This window comes from Viridibacillus sp. FSL E2-0187 (assembly GCF_038006425.1).
In the GTDB taxonomy this organism is placed as follows: domain Bacteria; phylum Bacillota; class Bacilli; order Bacillales_A; family Planococcaceae; genus Viridibacillus; species Viridibacillus arvi.
The window spans coordinates 3,890,125-3,907,338 of sequence record NZ_JBBOVG010000001.1 but is presented as its reverse complement, the minus strand read 5'-3'; the positions used below and the strand labels follow the sequence as shown (position 1 = coordinate 3,907,338).

Annotated in this window: 17 protein-coding genes; 14 read left to right on the top strand and 3 right to left on the bottom strand. The window is 37.0% G+C overall.

What is annotated here, in order from left to right:
• Positions 1-9: 9 nt before the first annotated feature.
• The 8 genes from MHH85_RS18930 (at position 10) to MHH85_RS18895 (ending at position 6,991) form a co-directional block, all read left to right on the top strand.
• Positions 10-777, top strand: coding sequence for a PHP-associated domain-containing protein (locus MHH85_RS18930; RefSeq protein ID WP_340708081.1), 768 nt, complete (start codon positions 10-12; stop codon positions 775-777).
• Between the two features lie 440 nt (positions 778-1,217).
• A complete protein-coding gene (locus MHH85_RS18925) occupies positions 1,218-3,626 on the top strand; it encodes a Na+/H+ antiporter subunit A (RefSeq protein ID WP_340708206.1) in 2,409 nt (802 codons plus the stop codon).
• On the top strand, positions 3,616-4,038 hold the full coding sequence (locus MHH85_RS18920; RefSeq protein WP_038180798.1) for a Na(+)/H(+) antiporter subunit B: 423 nt from the start codon (positions 3,616-3,618) through the stop codon (positions 4,036-4,038). The genes MHH85_RS18925 and MHH85_RS18920 overlap by 11 nt, the downstream gene beginning before the upstream one ends.
• 3 nt (positions 4,039-4,041) lie before the next feature.
• Positions 4,042-4,380 (top strand): Na(+)/H(+) antiporter subunit C, encoded by a 339-nt coding sequence (locus MHH85_RS18915; protein WP_340708080.1) that lies wholly within the window; start codon positions 4,042-4,044, stop codon positions 4,378-4,380.
• A complete protein-coding gene (locus MHH85_RS18910) occupies positions 4,373-5,854 on the top strand; it encodes a Na+/H+ antiporter subunit D (RefSeq protein WP_053418229.1) in 1,482 nt (493 codons plus the stop codon). Before MHH85_RS18915 ends, MHH85_RS18910 begins: the two co-directional genes overlap by 8 nt.
• A gap of 21 nt (positions 5,855-5,875) precedes the next feature.
• Positions 5,876-6,358 carry a Na+/H+ antiporter subunit E gene (locus MHH85_RS18905; RefSeq protein WP_193738050.1) on the top strand — a complete coding sequence of 161 codons (483 nt, stop codon included), beginning with the start codon at positions 5,876-5,878 and terminating at the stop codon, positions 6,356-6,358.
• Positions 6,358-6,642, top strand: coding sequence for a Na(+)/H(+) antiporter subunit F1 (locus MHH85_RS18900; RefSeq protein ID WP_038180787.1), 285 nt, complete (start codon positions 6,358-6,360; stop codon positions 6,640-6,642). The genes MHH85_RS18905 and MHH85_RS18900 overlap by 1 nt, the downstream gene beginning before the upstream one ends.
• On the top strand, positions 6,620-6,991 hold the full coding sequence (locus MHH85_RS18895) for a Na+/H+ antiporter subunit G (protein WP_053418227.1): 372 nt from the start codon (positions 6,620-6,622) through the stop codon (positions 6,989-6,991). The genes MHH85_RS18900 and MHH85_RS18895 overlap by 23 nt, the downstream gene beginning before the upstream one ends.
• A 118-nt stretch (positions 6,992-7,109) precedes the next feature.
• Here the strand turns inward: MHH85_RS18895 and MHH85_RS18890 are convergent, their stop codons facing one another.
• Both MHH85_RS18890 and MHH85_RS18885 read right to left on the bottom strand, forming a co-directional pair.
• Positions 7,110-7,811 carry a response regulator transcription factor gene (locus tag MHH85_RS18890; RefSeq protein WP_340708205.1) on the bottom strand — a complete coding sequence of 234 codons (702 nt, stop codon included), beginning with the start codon at positions 7,809-7,811 and terminating at the stop codon, positions 7,110-7,112.
• A complete protein-coding gene (locus tag MHH85_RS18885) occupies positions 7,804-10,515 on the bottom strand; it encodes a sensor histidine kinase KdpD (protein WP_340708079.1) in 2,712 nt (903 codons plus the stop codon). Before MHH85_RS18885 ends, MHH85_RS18890 begins: the two co-directional genes overlap by 8 nt.
• Positions 10,516-10,779: 264 nt before the next feature.
• Between MHH85_RS18885 and kdpF the strand changes: the two genes are divergently transcribed.
• The 5 genes from kdpF (at position 10,780) to MHH85_RS18865 (ending at position 15,965) form a co-directional block, all read left to right on the top strand.
• Complete coding sequence (kdpF, locus tag MHH85_RS22325; RefSeq protein ID WP_076034203.1) at positions 10,780-10,860, top strand: K(+)-transporting ATPase subunit F; 81 nt, start codon at positions 10,780-10,782, stop codon at positions 10,858-10,860.
• 23 nt (positions 10,861-10,883) lie between these two features.
• Complete coding sequence (kdpA, locus tag MHH85_RS18880) at positions 10,884-12,578, top strand: potassium-transporting ATPase subunit KdpA (RefSeq protein WP_340708078.1); 1,695 nt, start codon at positions 10,884-10,886, stop codon at positions 12,576-12,578.
• A gap of 15 nt (positions 12,579-12,593) precedes the next feature.
• Positions 12,594-14,660 (top strand): potassium-transporting ATPase subunit KdpB, encoded by a 2,067-nt coding sequence (gene kdpB, locus MHH85_RS18875; RefSeq protein WP_340708077.1) that lies wholly within the window; start codon positions 12,594-12,596, stop codon positions 14,658-14,660.
• Between the two features lie 10 nt (positions 14,661-14,670).
• Complete coding sequence (gene kdpC, locus MHH85_RS18870; RefSeq protein WP_340708076.1) at positions 14,671-15,309, top strand: K(+)-transporting ATPase subunit C; 639 nt, start codon at positions 14,671-14,673, stop codon at positions 15,307-15,309.
• Positions 15,310-15,536: 227 nt separating this feature from the next.
• A complete protein-coding gene (locus MHH85_RS18865; protein WP_340708075.1) occupies positions 15,537-15,965 on the top strand; it encodes a GNAT family N-acetyltransferase in 429 nt (142 codons plus the stop codon).
• 60 nt (positions 15,966-16,025) lie between these two features.
• On the opposite strand, the gene MHH85_RS18860 is transcribed toward MHH85_RS18865, so the two are convergent.
• The gene (locus MHH85_RS18860; RefSeq protein ID WP_340708074.1) at positions 16,026-16,385 is read right to left on the bottom strand and encodes a YybH family protein; all 360 of its coding nucleotides are present in this window, start codon (positions 16,383-16,385) and stop codon (positions 16,026-16,028) included.
• A gap of 203 nt (positions 16,386-16,588) precedes the next feature.
• On the opposite strand from MHH85_RS18860, the gene MHH85_RS18855 reads away from it, so the two are divergent.
• Positions 16,589-17,206 (top strand): NAD(P)-dependent oxidoreductase, encoded by a 618-nt coding sequence (locus MHH85_RS18855; RefSeq protein ID WP_340708073.1) that lies wholly within the window; start codon positions 16,589-16,591, stop codon positions 17,204-17,206.
• The last annotated feature ends 8 nt before the right edge of the window (positions 17,207-17,214 follow it).

The window sequence follows — 17,214 nt, the reverse complement described above, 5'->3', positions numbered from 1 at the left end:
AGAGAAATAATGAATTTTGATTTTCATACACATGGTAAGCTTTCGAAAAAGGTGGAATTTTCTTTAGAGTATTTTGTGAACATGGTAAAAGTAGCAAAGGAAAATGGACTTGATGGATTTGCACTAACTGAACATTTTAATACACGAAATTTTATGGATGTATATGATACGTTAGATCAAACATTTGTTTATGAAAATGAATATTATTTAATTGACGGCATAAAGGTCTTTCCGGCAATGGAAGTGGATATTAGAGAAGTAGGACATATTTTATTAATTGGTAATCGTACAGATATTCGTGAACTACGTATAGTCCTTGAACCGTTTACAGAAAAAAATAGCTTTATTGAATTTGAACAGTTACTTGAAAAAGCTGAAGCATATAATCTTTTGAAAATAGGTGCTCATCCATTTAGGGATAGTACGCCATTGAATGAGTTAGATCCACAATTGCTTTGTAGGTTAGATGCATTCGATTTAAATGGAAAAGACTTATATCAACAGGGTATTGATGAAAATTCTGAAAAAGTATATGGTTTCGCAGAAAATCTTAAAAAACCAGTTGTTGGTGGCAGTGATACGCATCATTTTATGCAATATGGTTGTATTGTAAATGAGCTTGGACAAGAATGTTCAACAATCGATGAACTGAAAAAAGTAATCTTTGAAGGTAGATATTCGATTGAGGTATCTTCAGAACTATATGATAAGGTTAAAACAGCAAAAGAAATGAAAGAAATAGAGAAGAGAAAGATGGAAAAGTTAATCATAAATTAAGATAAAGAGGATTTATTATTACGGCGGGTTTTTTATGACATGATTGAGGTTATGTCTATAGAAAACTCGTCTTTTTTTAATATTGATAAAGAAAAATTAACAATTTTATGACTATTTATTGTGTTAAGGTTGTCTATTATGATGATTCGAGTAGCATAAAAGTGAAATAACCGAGAAAATATTGTATAATTTACAGGTAATCTCGTTATATCCTTTTAAATATATTATCGCCATAATATGCGTTCATAGATATTAAATAGATGTAATATTAGTTTTTTACCACGTATTGTTTTACCTCTAATTCTGCATTCTTTCATTAATAAAGCACTATAAGAGCCTTAATCTGGCCTCTTAATATGGTGGTATGTATTTTGCCATCAATTAATCATTTCAAGTTAAAATTCACATGATTTTAGAATACTGCAACAAGGAGGTTTGGAATTTTGACAATAAATTTGGCAATTGTAATACCGTTTTTGATGGCAATACTTATTCCAATACTATATAGGCGTTTTACAAAACTACATATAGGCTGGCTTGTATTAGCTGTACCTGTCATTATTTTTATAATGCTAGTTCGATTAATTCCGTTTGTGGCGGAAGGTCATACTTATTCTCATACGTATAACTGGATTCCTTCTTTAGATATAAACTTTACAACATATTTAGATGGATTAAGTATGATTTTCGGACTTCTTATCACTGGTGTAGGTAGCTTAGTTATTTTATATTCCATTTTCTATTTATCTGCTAAAGAATCCCTTCAACATTTTTACTGCTATTTACTCCTTTTTATGGGCGCTATGCTTGGCGTCGTATTTTCCGATAATTTAATGGTGTTGTACGCTTTTTGGGAGCTTACAAGTGTTTCTTCATTCCTGCTTATTGCGTTTTGGCATCATCGTAAAGCTTCGCGTGCTGGTGCACAAAAAGCGATGCTCATAACAGTTACTGGCGGCGTTTCGATGCTTGTTGGTTTTATTATGTTGCACATGATGACGGGTTCATATAGTGTGCATGAAATCATACGTAATGTAAGTCAATTCACGGACCATCAGCTGTTTGTTCCTGCAATGATATTAATATTATTTGGAGCTTTTACAAAATCTGCACAGTTCCCATTCCATATATGGTTGCCAGATGCAATGGAAGCCCCAACGCCCGTTAGTGCTTATTTACATTCCGCTACTATGGTGAAAGCTGGAATATACTTAGTTGCTCGGTTAACTCCTATTTTTGGTGGAGATGCGATTTGGTTTTGGCTTGTAACTGTAGCTGGGCTTGTGACGTTGTTCTGGGGTTCGTTTAATGCGGTGAAACAAACGGATTTAAAAGCATTACTCGCATTTTCAACCGTCAGTCAATTAGGACTTATTATGAGTTTGTTTGGTATGGGTTCAGTTGCCTTTAAGCTGGGTTATTCGGACTCTACTATTATTTATACACAAGCAACTTTTGCTGCACTTTTCCATTTAGTAAACCACTCAACTTTTAAAGGTGCATTATTTATGATGGTAGGAATAGTGGATCACGAGTTAGGTACACGTGATGTGCGGAGGCTTGGAGGCTTAATGTCATTAATGCCTCTGACGTTTACGGTGGCTGTCATTGGCAGTTTGTCGATGGCTGGTATGCCACCATTTAATGGTTTCTTAAGTAAAGAGATGTTCTTTGCGGCAGCAATCCATATGCGAGAACTTGATATCTTTTCAATCAGTAGTATAGGGATTTTATTCCCTGTTGTAGCATGGGTAGCGAGTATTTTCACCTTTGTATATTGCATGATCATCATCTTCAAAACATTCTTCGGTAAACCTTATGAGAAAAGTGAGGGGAAACTGATTCACGAGGCACCAATAGGAATGCTCGTCTCTCCAATTATTTTATGTGTGTTTGTTGTAGGAATATTCATTTTTCCAAATGTTCTCGGTCAATACATTTTGAAACCTGCAATGGCAAGTATTTATCCAGGATTTGCTCCTGCTGAAGTACTGACGCCTAAAATTCATGCTTGGCATGGTATTAATACGGAATTACTCATGACGATTGGAGTCGTTATTGTTGGGGTAATGTTGTACAGAAAATTAAAAACGTGGAAGCCTGTGTATCGTTTATTCCCATATAGTTTTTCGTTTAATGAGCTATTCAGGCATTTATTAGAGGGACTAGAAAGTGGTTCAAATAAGGTGACAACTAGTTATATGACGGGTTCATTAAGGAAATATGTCCTTTATATCTATTTATTTTTCATTGTAGCGGTTGGAGGTTATTTCTTATTTAGTGGTGGATTTGCGTATAGTAGTGCAAATGATGCACCAGTTGAGATTTATGAATTTATGTTAATCATTGTGATGTTGTTAGCTGGCATATCTATGCTTTTTGCGAAGTCACGATTAACGGCTACTTTATTAAACGGGGTCATTGGCTTCGGTGTATCCATTTTCTTTGTTATTTTCAGAGCACCAGATCTAGCTTTGACACAGCTTATTGTGGAGTCCGTGACTACAGTGCTATTTTTACTTTGTTTTTCATTCTTACCAGAATGGAAACGAGAAGATTCTTCAAGGTCAGTGAAGATAAGTAATGCAGTAGTCGCTGGTGCAGTAGGTGCGCTTGTAGTGGTGATGTCATTTGCAGTAATGTACTATGATGAATTTGATTCAATTTCTTCTTATTTTGAGAATGCATACGAGCTAGCCGGAGGCGCCAATATCGTTAATACGATCTTAGGTGATTTCCGTGGTTTTGATACGATGCTTGAAGTGGTTGTTCTCTTTATTGCCGGTTTAGGTGTTTATACACTGATTAAACTGAAGGCGAGAAAGGAGGATACAGACAATGAAAATTAATGATGTAATTTTGCGGACGGTAACAAAAATTGTCGTCTTTATCATTTTGACATTGTCCGTTTATCTATTCTTCTCAGGGCATTATTCTCCAGGAGGAGGCTTTATCGGGGGGCTGGTACTTGCATCTGCAATTGTATTAATGTACTTAACTTCAGATATTGAGACAGTGCATAAAGGCATGCCGTTTGATTTTAAATTAGTTGCAGCACTGGGCGTGTTGATAGCTACAGGGACGGGTTTTGCCTCAGTCATTTTCGGCAAAGATTTCATGACACAGGCTGCTATGAAATTGAATTTACCGATTTTTGGAGAAACGGAATTAGCCTCTGTTGTATTATTTGAAGCAGGTGTGGCAATGACCGTTATTGGTGTCGTTGTTACCATAATTTTAAGCATAAGTGAGGATGAGTAGACGATGGAAACATTAATGATTTTATTAATCGGTGTGCTAATTGCAGTCGCTACGTATTTAATCCTCTCGAAAAATTTAATCCGAGTGATTTTAGGAACTGCTGTATTATCGCATGCAGTCCATTTATTAATATTAACAATTGCTGGTGTTAAAAAGGGTAATGTACCGCTATTGAAAGAAGCGGAAGCTCCATATACAGATGCACTGCCACAGGCATTAATTTTAACAGCAATTGTTATTAGCTTTGCTGTGACAGCTTTTGTTTTGGTACTAGCTTATCGCACATATCAATCCAATGGAACAGATGACTTGGAAGGATTGCGAGGGCCAGAGAATGAATAACATTGTAGTAATTCCTTTAATTTTACCAATTATGCTTGGTATCGCACTCGTGTTTTTACGTCCATATGTGAAGACACAACGTGTGATTAGTCTGTTGACGATGGTAGCAATAGCTGTTGTAAGTGTGATAATGCTTGGAAGAATTCAAGAGACGGGTATTATGCGACTTGATTTTGGTGGTTGGAAGCCACCGTTCGGTATTTTATTTGTTGCAGATTCTTTTGCTGTATTACTTGTATTAACAACGAGTATTGTGACAGCCATTTGTTTGCTTTATGCGTTTTCGTCTATTGGTGAGAAACGAGAAAACATGTTTTTTTATCCATTCGTACTATTGCTAGTAGCGGGTGTAAATGGTTCGTTTTTAACAGGAGATATTTTTAACTTATTTGTTTGTTTTGAAGTGATGTTGTTGGCATCGTACGTACTTATTACGCTTGGAGGGGAAAAGGCACAGCTACGTGAGTCATTGAAATATGTACTAATAAATGTATTGGCTTCTTGGTTTTTCTTAGTAGCACTTGCGTATTTATACGGTACATTAGGAACATTGAATATGGCGCATTTAGCAGAGCGAGTTGCTGAAGCTGGGCAAGACCCTATTTTGACGACAATAGCGTTACTTTTTCTAGTTGTCTTTGCATTAAAAGCTGGTCTACTTTTATTTTTCTGGTTGCCAGGTTCATATAGTGTGCCTCCTACTGCTGTGGCAGCTTTGTTTGGAGCTCTTTTAACTAAGGTTGGGATTTACGCCTTGTTCCGTATGTTCACCCTTATTTTCATCCACCAGCCGGAAGTGACGCATATGCTCATTAAAGGTATGGCCGCAGTGACGATCATTGCAGGTTGCTTAGGGGCTTTAGCGTATAAAGATATACGTCAAATTGTTGCGTATAATGTTGTCATTGCTGTGGGCTTCGTATTGATTGGGCTTAGCGTTTCGACAGAAGCGGCTTTTGAAGGGGCTATTTATTATTTAATGCACGATATGATAGCGAAGGCTATGCTGTTCTTACTTGCTGGTACGATGATTTATTTAACTGGAGAGACGCGTTTTGACAAGATGAGTGGTTTGATAAGAAATTACCCCGTCTTTGGTTGGATGTTTTTTGTTGTAATGGTATCACTTGCTGGGATTCCGCCTCTTAGCGGATTTGTAGGAAAGGTACTTATTGGACAAGGACTGATTGAGACAGGTTCTTATGTATTATTAGCACTGGCATTTATTTCGAGTGTTGTTGTGTTGTATTCATTATTGCGCATTTTCTTAAATGCTATTTTTGGCGAAACAATTATAAGTATTGAAGATGAAACGCCTTTGCCGAAAAGAATGCTTACTCCAATTGTATTGTTTGCAATTTGTACGATTGCACTAGGCTTTGGAGCAGAGGGGTTGTCCAGTTATGTAAGTGATGCGGCAAATACTTTAGCTAACCCATCAATTTATATTGATGCAGTGCTCGGCGGAAAATAAGAAGGAAAGAGGTGAGACGTGATGCCCGCACAGTTTTTATTGAATATATTTATCGCGGTGCTATGGATGTTATTGAAAGATGAAGATGCCCCGTATTTCTCTACATTTATGGCGGGATTTGTTGTTGGGATTGGAATATTGTATTTGATGCATCGCTTTTTTGGAACTCAATTTTACTTAAAAAGATTGTTTGCACTTATTAAATTGCTGTTTCTTTTTATATGGGAACTGTTATTATCTAGCGAACTTGTTCTGAAGCAGATTTGTAGCCCGAAGTTGAAGATAAAGCCTGGGATTTTCACATATAAAACAGCCTTAAATGGTGATTTGGAAATTACTACTCTTTCAATTTTATTAACGTTGACACCTGGTTCGGTTGTGATGGAAATATCGCCAGAAGGAGACCTTTTCTACATTCATGCGATGGATTTGGAAAAGTCGAAGGCAGATGTACTACGCTCAATTGGTAACTTTGAGAAAGCAATTATGGAGGTGACACGCTAATGAAGGAGACGATATTACTCATTTCACTAACATTATTTGCATTGACGATTATGGTTGCGTTTTACAGAGTTTTACGTGGTCCTTCAATGCCAGATCGCGTAGTAGGTCTTGATATGATTGGTGTTAATTTGCTTTCGATGATAGCGATTATTTCAATTGTATTGAAGACGAAGGCATTTCTAGAGGTTATTTTGATTTTGGGGATTCTGTCGTTCATTGGGACGATCGCATTTTCAAAATATCTAGAGAGGGGCACTATAGTTGAACGTAAATCCGATCATTGAGTGGGCAGGTGTGTTATTGATTTTAGGTGGTAGTCTGATGAGTTTAATTAGCGCATTTGGTTTGCTTCGCTTGCCAGATGTGTATACTCGTTCACATGCAGCCACGAAGAGTTCAACATTAGCTGTACTACTATCGCTTCTTGGTGCGTTCTTATACTTTTGGGCGCATGAAGGCTATATAAGTGTTCGTTTAATACTTGGTATTGTATTTGTGTTTTTAACAGCTCCTGTAGCAGGACATTTGATTACTCGTGCTGCGTATCGTTCCGGTGTTGAGTTATCGGAGTCTTCGGATGATGATGAACTTGAGGAGGTCTTGTTCCCTGAAGGGCGCAATAAGGGGAGTTAGGACTTGAGTTTTATAGGAAGCGAAAGGCTATCTAATTAAGTGGAATTGCTTAATTAGATAGCCTTTTTAATGTATTAGATGCTAAAGCTCTACCTATAGATTAAATGTTTTCTCTACATTATTCGTCCTCATAACGAAGCATTCGGTACCCGACACGTACATGAGTTTGAATATACTTTGGGTTTGCAGGATTCTCTTCAATTTTCTTGCGTAAAGTTGCCATGAAAACCCGCAAACTGGGTACATCAGATGGTAATACTTGTTGCCAAACTTCTTTCAATAGAAAATTGTGCGTCAATACTTTTCCAACATGTTTGGCCAATACGACCAATAATTTGTACTCAATTGGTGTAAGATGTACTTCTTCTCCACGAATAAATACGGTGTTGGCTAAATAGTCAATTTTCAAATTACCATTAGTAAATATGGGAAGTTCCATATCTAGAAGACTGTCTTTCTTTACTCTCCTAAGAGCTACCCGAATTCGAGCCAGTAGTTCATCTACGCTAAATGGTTTTGTCACATAATCATCTGCCCCTGCATCGAGAGCGTGAATTTTATCATGCTCCTCGCCACGTGCGCTGACAATAATAATTGGAGTTTGGGACCATCCACGAATTTTATTAATCACTTCAATGCCATCCATATCTGGTAGGCCAAGATCAAGGATAATTACATCAGGTGGCATTGAAAGTACCTTTTGCAATGCTGATTTACCATCAATAGCAATATCGTATTCATAGCCTTGCGTACTCAATGTCATCTTAATCAAATTTCCAATAGCTTTATCATCTTCTACAACAAGAATTCGGTTATTCACTGACATTGACAACTCCTTTTTGAAGTACAAAACTAAAAACGGTACCTTTTGGTTTATTGTCTGAAACAGTTAATTTACTATCGTGTACTCTTAGGATGGTTTGGCATAGTGCTAAGCCGAGCCCTAGACCCCGTCGGCTATCACTACGATAATTTTTCCCTATTGTAAAAGGTTCAAATAGTCGTGTTTTTAGAGCATCATCAATGCCAGGTCCATTATCGCTAATACTTATATGCACATAGTCTCCCTGCTCCTTTGCAGATAAGATAATCTCACTTCCTGCTGGAGTATATGTCAGTGCATTATCAATAATATTGATAATCACTTGAATGATAAGTCGTGCATCCATCACAGCAAATAACAAGTCTGGCTCGACATGACAATGAATTTGATGTGTATGTTCATTACGAACTACATGCATGAGCGCCTCTTGTATAATATCTTCAACAAGTTCGGGTCTCATCTCAATCGCAAGTTGCCCGTCATCTAACTTTGAAACGGCAAGCAAATTCTCTACCATTTGTACAAGCCACTTTGAGTTGCTGTAAATATCTTGGTATAGCTGTTTTTTTTGCATATCGTCAATTTGGCTGCTTTTGGTTAATAATATATCAGCATTACCTGAAATGCTCGTAAGTGGCGTCCTTAAATCGTGGGAGATGGCACGTAAAAAGTTTGCTCGCATTTGCTCAAGTTCAGCTTCCCGTGTAACTTGCTCATTGGATTTCTGTAAATACCATTTATCAATAGCAAACGAAAAATCATTCATAATCGCATGCAGAATATGTCGTTCAAAGGCAGGTAGTGGTGTTTCTTTCGACAACATAATACCAATTACTCCTTTGACATCATCACCAGAAAGAACTGGTAAATAATAAGAACTTGCTCCAGGAAACGTATCAGTAGAAACACCAGCCACCTGCTTATTATTGGAAACCCATGCTACTACAGCACGCTCGTTTCGATTATTAAATAGATTTTCCAACTCTTTATTTTTTGAATTAGTCATCACATCGGTTGGGAAAAATGATGTTTGCATAATCTGTTGATTGTTTATCTCAAAAAACATCGCTGGCTTTTCGACAAGCTTTACAACTTGTGACATACCCTCTGTAACAATTTCTTGTAACGATTTTGCTTGTTGTAGCTTACGGTTAGTTTCAAGCAAAACCTCCATTCGGTATGACTTCTGTACAGCACCGAGAGCTTGTTTTTTTACTTTCCTAGTCAAACTACTTGTGATTATCCCAGAAATGAACATGATGAAAAATGTCATAGGATAATCTCTGTTGTATGCTTCAAATGAGAACCTTGGTTCAGTGAATATAAAATTGAAAATAAGAACGGCCATCAATGAACTAATTATGCTAAATACCCAGCTTGTCGACCAAATGGCAAGTATTAACACGCCTAAAATGTATATTGTTATGATATTGGCTTCACTTACGCCTATTTTTGCAAAGAACAAACCAATTAAGGATGCCAAGCTAAAAATGAATAGCATTTTTAGTAAGTCATACCAATTGAATTTTAGTTGTGATCGTACATCTGGGAAACGTATTGATTCGTTTTCTTGGTCAGGTACTATATACATAGCTAAATTAGGCACAAATTCGTTGAGCCGATCTCCGATTTTTGAATTAGGTTTCCACCACTGTTTTTTTGTAGTTGTTCTACCGATAACGAGTTTTGTAACACCACTCATTTGAGCATAATTGGCTAGCGCTGCAGCAACATCATCTTCTTGTACAGTCACTATATGGCCTCCAAGTTGCTCCGTTAGTTTAATATGCTGCTGTAACCTTTCTAAATTAACCTCGTTTTCATCCTTCATTTCTTTGTTATGTACATAAAGTGCAGTGAATTTTCCGTGTAAGGCTTGAGCAAGTCTCGCTGCAGTTCGGATTACTTTCGCATTTGTAGGTGAACTGCTGATACCTACTAAAATATGTTCCTCAATTTGAGAGGTATGGAACAGTGAACAGCTTTCTTGCATTTTCTGATAATCAATTGTATCGGCAGTCCTACGTAAAGCTATTTCTCGGAGTGCTATTAAGTTAGCTTTTTGAAAAAAATGTTGCATTGCTTTTTCAGCCTGTTGTGTGTGATAAATTTTGCCTTCTTTTAATCTTTGAATTAGATCATCAGGCTCAATATCTACGAGTTTAATTTGTGTAGCATTATCAATCAGATAATCTGGAATACGTTCATTTACTTTCACACCCGTAATTTCTTCAACCAAATCATGAAGACTCTCAATATGTTGGATATTAACAGTTGTATAAACATGAATTCCTTTTGCTAATAATTCTTGAACATCACCGAATCGTTTTAAATGGCGCATTGTTGGAACATTTGTATGCGCTAGTTCATCAACCAGTACAAGATCAGGTTTACGTTCAAGCACTGCATCTATATCCAGTTCTTCAAATGACTTTCCTTTATAGTGAATCTTTTTAGTAGGAACCATCTCAAGTCCGTCGAGCAAAGCAGCTGTTTCTGGTCGGGGATGTGGTTCAACATAGCCAACAACTACATCCAAACCTAGCTTTTTTGCTTGATGGGCAGTATCGAGCATTGAATATGTTTTTCCTACTCCAGCAGCATACCCAAGAAATATCTTCAGGCTCCCCGATGCTTCTTTTAATTCCTGTCTTTTTACCTTAGCTAAAATAGCATCGGGATTAGGGCGCATGTATTCCATCCATCTTCACCTCCTTCTTATTATAGCCCCAACTAGCATTAAGACAGTATTAAGATTGAATCTTAATACCATTTTAATACAATTAGCTCTTTTTCTAACACTACATTAATTTTAACTGCATTATGATTATCCATGAAATCATTAGAAGGAGTGATCGACTTGATGGATTTATATATGGTCATTGCATTAATCCTAAGTTTTGCTAGCCTCTATTGGCTAACGGCTTGGTGTTACAAGCAAGTAGACAATTAAGGGGGTCTCATTATGTGGGTTGTAATAGGTATCATTATTGTTTCATTGTTTGGTTATTTAGGTTATGCATTGCTCTATCCAGAAAACTATTAATAAATCTATAGGGGGAAATAAATATGTGGCAAATTGCCTTAGTGCTAGTCATTTATTTACCGCTTGTCATTGTAGCAGGTCATTATTTGTATCAAGTGACGATGCAGCAAAAGATATGGCTTGATCCGGTAATGAATCGGGTGGATAACATTATCTATAAATTTTGTGGAATCAAGCAAGCTGATATGACCGGTAAACAATATGTAATAGCGCTCATTCTATCAAACGCAATTATGGTATTCATCGGCTATTTGATATTACGGATTCAGTCGACTTTATTTCTTAATCCAAATGATATCGATAACATGGAATCCACGTTGTCATTCAATACGATTATTTCATTTATGACAAACACAAATTTGCAACACTATAGCGGAGAATCAGGGTTAAGCTATTTGGCTCAGATGCTTGTCATCACATTCATGATGTTCACATCGGCTGCGACAGGTTATGTTGCATGCATGGCATTCTGTCGTAGATTGGTAGCAAAATCGGATACAATCGGAAACTTCTTTGTGGATTTTGTACGTGTGATTACACGCTTATTAATACCTCTTTCATTTATAGTTGCGTTAATTTTAGTAGCCCAAGGTTCGCCACAAACTTTAAAGGGTAACGAAACAGTTCAGACAATAGAAGGGAAAATGCAGGATATTGCACTTGGCCCTATTGCATCCCTTGAATCGATTAAACACATCGGTACAAATGGTGGTGGTTTTAACGGAGCCAATTCAACCACACCCTTTGAAAATCCAACAGTCATTTCAAACATTGTGGAAATGCTATCTATGATGTTATTACCTGGTGCTTGTGTTGTGACATTCGGTTTAATGGTAGCAAATCGACGTAAGAAAACGCTATTTGGCAAACAAGGTTTGGTTATTTTTGCAGCTATGAGTATTCTTCTCCTCATCGGCTTAGTTACTTGTTACATAGCAGAAAGTGCAGGTAACCCCATAATTAATAATCTAGGTATCTCTCAGGATATAGGTAGTATGGAAGGAAAGGAAATGCGCTTTGGTATCCCCCAATCTGTGTTATTTACAGTGGTAACGACGGCCTTTACGACAGGCTCAATAAATAATATGCATGATTCTCTAACGCCGCTTGGTGGTATGGTACCAATGTTTAATATGATGCTGAATGTCGTTTTTGGGGGTAAAGGTGTTGGATTAATGAACATGATGATGTATGTCATGTTAACTATTTTCATCGCGTGTTTAATGATCGGACGTACTCCACAATTTTTGGGCAAAAAAATCGAAGAGAAAGAAATGAAATTAATTGCACTATGCATTTTAATCCACCCGGCTCTTATATTGTTATTCTCAGCTCTTGCTGTAGCGACGACTGCTGGTATCGCAGGAATTACAAATCCGGGAGCACATGGATTATCACAGGTTTTATATGAATATGCCTCTTCCTCAGCAAATAATGGTTCAGGGTTTGAAGGTTTAGCTGATAACTCGCCATTTTGGAACATGACCACTGGATTTGCTATGTTCTTTGGACGCTATCTATCTATCATTATTCAACTAGCCATTGCGTCGCTTCTAGCGAAAAAGTTATGGCACAGTGATTCGGTGGGGACATTGAAAACCGACAATCCAATGTTCACATTCTTGCTTATTGCTATTGTCTTGATGATTGGTGCATTGACCTTCCTGCCAGCCTTAGCATTAGGTCCGATTACAGAACATTTACAAATACGTTCTTAATGAGGAGAGACATAAATGGAAACCGTAACGAAAAAGAGTTTTATAAATCGTGATATTATGAAGAGTTCAATTTTAGGCGCATTCAAAAAATTAAATCCTATATATATGATAAAAAATCCGGTTATGTTCGTAGTGGAAGTAGGTTTTGTTTTTGTCGTTTTGTTAACCATTTTCCCGAATATGATGGGTGATGTCACCGAGGGATCGGCCCGTCTTTATAATGCGATAGTAGCTTTCATCTTGTTCATTACAATCTTATTTGCGAATTTCGCTGAATCCATTGCAGAAGGGCGTGGAAAAGCGCAAGTTCAGTCACTTAAGAAAACAAAAACAGTGACAGAGGCTTGCGTTTTACTTGCTGATGGAACGCAGGTCAAAAAACAAGCCGATGAACTTAAGAAAGGTGATATTGTCTTAGTTCAGGCAGGAGAAGTTATCCCAAATGACGGGGAAGTAATTGATGGAATTGCAACAGTTGATGAATCTGCAATCACTGGCGAATCAGCGCCGGTTGTGAAAGAACGAGGAGGAGACTTTTCATCAGTTACAGGTGGAACAACGGTGACGAGTGATTGGCTGAAAATCGAAATCACCTCACTTCCTGGGGAATCATTCTTAGATAAAATGATTGCTCTTATTGAAGGGGCTAGTCGAAAAAAAACACCGAATGAAATTGCCCTAAATACGTTATTAGTCAGTTTAACGATTATCTTTTTACTTGTTGTTGTTACACTTTATCCTATGACTACTTATCTACAAGTGCATATTCCAATCGCCACACTTGTTGCTTTAATCGTCTGTTTAATCCCAACAACAATTGGAGGGTTGTTATCGGCAATTGGAATCGCAGGCATGGATCGTGTAACGCAGTTTAATGTGATTGCTATGTCAGGAAAAGCTGTGGAATCATGCGGTGACGTGGATACATTGATTTTGGATAAAACAGGTACTATCACTTATGGAAATCGTTTTGCTTCCGAATTTTTACCTATCCAAGGTGTTGGGAAGAAAGAATTAATACGTGCGGCATGGTTAAGTTCATTGACAGATGATACGCCTGAAGGGAAATCTATTTTAGCTCTTGCAAGTCAATTAGATGTGGATAGTACTGATGAAAGAAAGATCATTGATACGAGCGAACATATTGCATTTTCAGCATATACTCGCATGAGTGGTCTAGATATGAAGGATGGTACGAAAATACGTAAAGGTGCGTATGATTCGATAAAAAATAAGAGTGTAAATGCTGGTTATGCAGTACCGAAGGATCTAGAAAGTCTAGTTCATCAAGTATCAACTTTAGGTGGTACACCATTAGTAGTAATGAAGAATGAAAAGATTCTTGGCGTTATATATCTCAAAGATATCGTAAAGCCTGGTTTAAAAGAGCGTTTTGAAAAACTTCGTTCAATGGGGATTAAAACCATCATGTGTACAGGTGACAATCCACTCACTGCAGCTACAATAGCAAAAGAATCTGGAGTGGATAGCTTTATTGCTGAAAGCAAACCTGAAGATAAAATCAAGGTGATTAAGGATGAACAATCTCAAGGGAAGATTGTCGCTATGACAGGTGATGGCACGAACGATGCACCCGCTTTGGCACAAGCGAATGTGGGGTTAGCTATGAACTCGGGTACGAATGCTGCGAAAGAAGCAGCAAATATGGTTGATCTAGATTCTAACCCTACAAAAATTATTGAAGTTGTAGAAATAGGGAAGCAATTACTCATGACTAGAGGTGCATTAACGACGTTCAGTATTGCAAATGACGTAGCAAAATATTTCGCTATCATACCCGCTATGCTAATGGTTGCAGTACCGGAAATGAGTGCTCTAAATATTATGCAGTTAAATTCACCAACAAGTGCCATCATTTCAGCACTAATCTTTAACGCGGTTATTATACCTCTCTTAATCCCGATAGCAATGAGGGGAGTAAAGTATGAGCCAATGAGTGCCTCGAAATTATTAAGAAGAAACTTGCTAGTTTATGGGCTAGGCGGTATTATCGCACCCTTTATAGGTATTAAACTAATCGATTTAATGAGCGGACCAATATTGAATTTAATGGGTTTATAGGAGGGATAACATGAAAGCATTTTTTAGCGATTCTAAACAAGCGCTGAAGGTTACATTATTAATGTTTATATTGTGTGGCTTACTTTACCCATTTGCTGTCACTGGAATGGCCCAAGTGTTATTCAATCATGAGGCAAACGGGAGTTTAATTGAGATGGATGGCAAAATGATAGGCTCGGATAAATTGGGGCAGGCTTTTACTTCACCTGAATTTTTCTGGGGGCGTGTTTCAGCTATCAATTACAACGTTTATACGAAAGAAGATCTTGTACCAGATGCTAAGGGGGAGACAAATTATAATGGCGTCAGTTCAGGTACCTTTAACTATGCACCGTCTAATCCTGAGCTAAAAAAACGAATGGAAGCAGATATTGAAACATTTCTAAAAGCGAACCCAGGGGTACAACGTGAACAAATTCCTGCTGATTTAGTTACGGCATCTGGATCGGGCCTTGACCCACATATCAGTATAGAGTCTGCAAAAATCCAAATAAAACGCATAGCAAAAGCAAGCGGTCTCACTGAAGACGAAGTGAATGACATTGCAAAAGCAAATACTGATAGTCGCGCATTTAATGTTTTTGGAGAGGATAAAGTTAACGTCCTTAGCGCAAATTTAGATATTTATAAAAAAATGAAGGAAAAATAATTAGGAAATATTAATTGTGATAAATAGGATGGAATAGCCATTTAGTTACCATGTTTTATCTGTGCTCTATGGCTAATTCTTTTGTAGATGATTTTGTTATTAAGAAATTGAAATAAATTTTATACAGATAAAACCTAAATAAAATGGCATTTTCATAAGTATTTAAAGCAGGTATTTGCCAGTCTATCAAGAACAAGTATATGAAACCGAAAAAGGAGGAATTGTATATGGAGTTGCAAATTACTAAAGAAAAAAATAAAAGCAGTCACGATTACATAAATGACCAGCTATATAAATATAATTTGGCTCACTTCCCAGGAGATTTAAGAGGCAGGTATCAAGAGATTAGTATTTTTCTTAAAGATGAACACGGCAACGTTCGAGGTGGCATTATAGGTCAAGTGTGTTGGAATTGGTTAGAAATACATTCATTAATCGTTGATGAAGATTTACGTGAATATGGATATGGTACAAAACTTCTATTAGAAATAGAAAAGATTGCAATAGAAACAAAATGTGATTTTATCAAAGTAGATACACTAAGTTTTCAGGCATTAGGCTTTTATGAAAAGCATGGCTATGAGGTATTTGGTAGCATTGATAATGTTGGCAGAGACTATGAGCATTACTATTTAAAAAAAGATTTAAAAAAATAAAAACGAAGGCGAAAATAAATACCCCGATACAATATTGGGGTATTTATTTTCTTATCAAGATTACTTTGCTGTAGGGCTTAAATGCTCATGAATGAGAAGCCATTTATCCGCTTCTTTCACAAAAATATTAGTGGCTCTTCCTTTGCCACATATATACTCATCATTAATATATCCCTCATAGAAATATGTATAAATACAAGTTGCAGAGCTTTCTTTTTGGTCTAACCATTCAACATCATGTGCTTCGTAGTTTTCATTCTTTACTATTGACCAAGCATTTTCAAAGTATTGTTGGATGTCTTCGTGACATGTGCAAGTCTTGTCTGAGAAGAAATATACAGCATTAGGATGTAACAATTTTTTTACTTGTTTAAAATCGTGCGTATTTGTAGCTTTGATATAATTATCTAAAATTTGCATGTAGGCCCTCCTATAGATTGTTAAAAATAGTATACTAACCCCTAAATATCTTGTCTAATTTACATAAATAAAATTCCCCATCGTAGAGCATTCTATTATTTCGAATAAAACAAACAATGCTAAACTATAAAGAAGACGATAAAAAAATATATAAACCACTTCATAAATCACCAATAATCAGAACAATAAAGGAGCCTTACCAAATGAAAATCACAATCTTCGGTGCAACCGGACGCGTAGGAAATGAAGTATTACAATGTGCTTTAGCTGAAGGGCATGAAGTTAAGGTACTCATACGCTCACTAGATAAATTGCCAGTACATCCAAATCTCCAAAAGATTAAAGGTGATGTCAAAAATTTTGAAGATACGGTCCAAGCTATAGAGCAGGCAGATGCAGTAATAAGTGCAATTGGTACGGATAAAACGACAACATTATCAGACGGTGTCCCAAATATTATTAGGGCGATGGAGCAACTAAATGTAAAAAGAATCGTCACAATCGGTACAGCCGGCATTTTAGATAGCCGCGCTGAAAGAGGAAAACTACGTTTCCAATCATCTGAATCCAAACGAAAGCTTACTTTTGCGGCAGAGGAACATGCAAAAGCATTCCGCGCATTAGAGGCGTCGGATTTAGATTGGACAATTGCTTGTCCAACCTATTTACCTGATGGATCAGCTATTGGTGTATATCGTACAGAAAGAAATATGCTACCACTAAACGGTGAGAAAATTACAGTAGGTGACACCGCTCACTTCGTTTATAAAGAATTATTCCAAAGTGAATTTAAACACTCACGTGTCGGTTTGGCATACTAAGTTGGAAA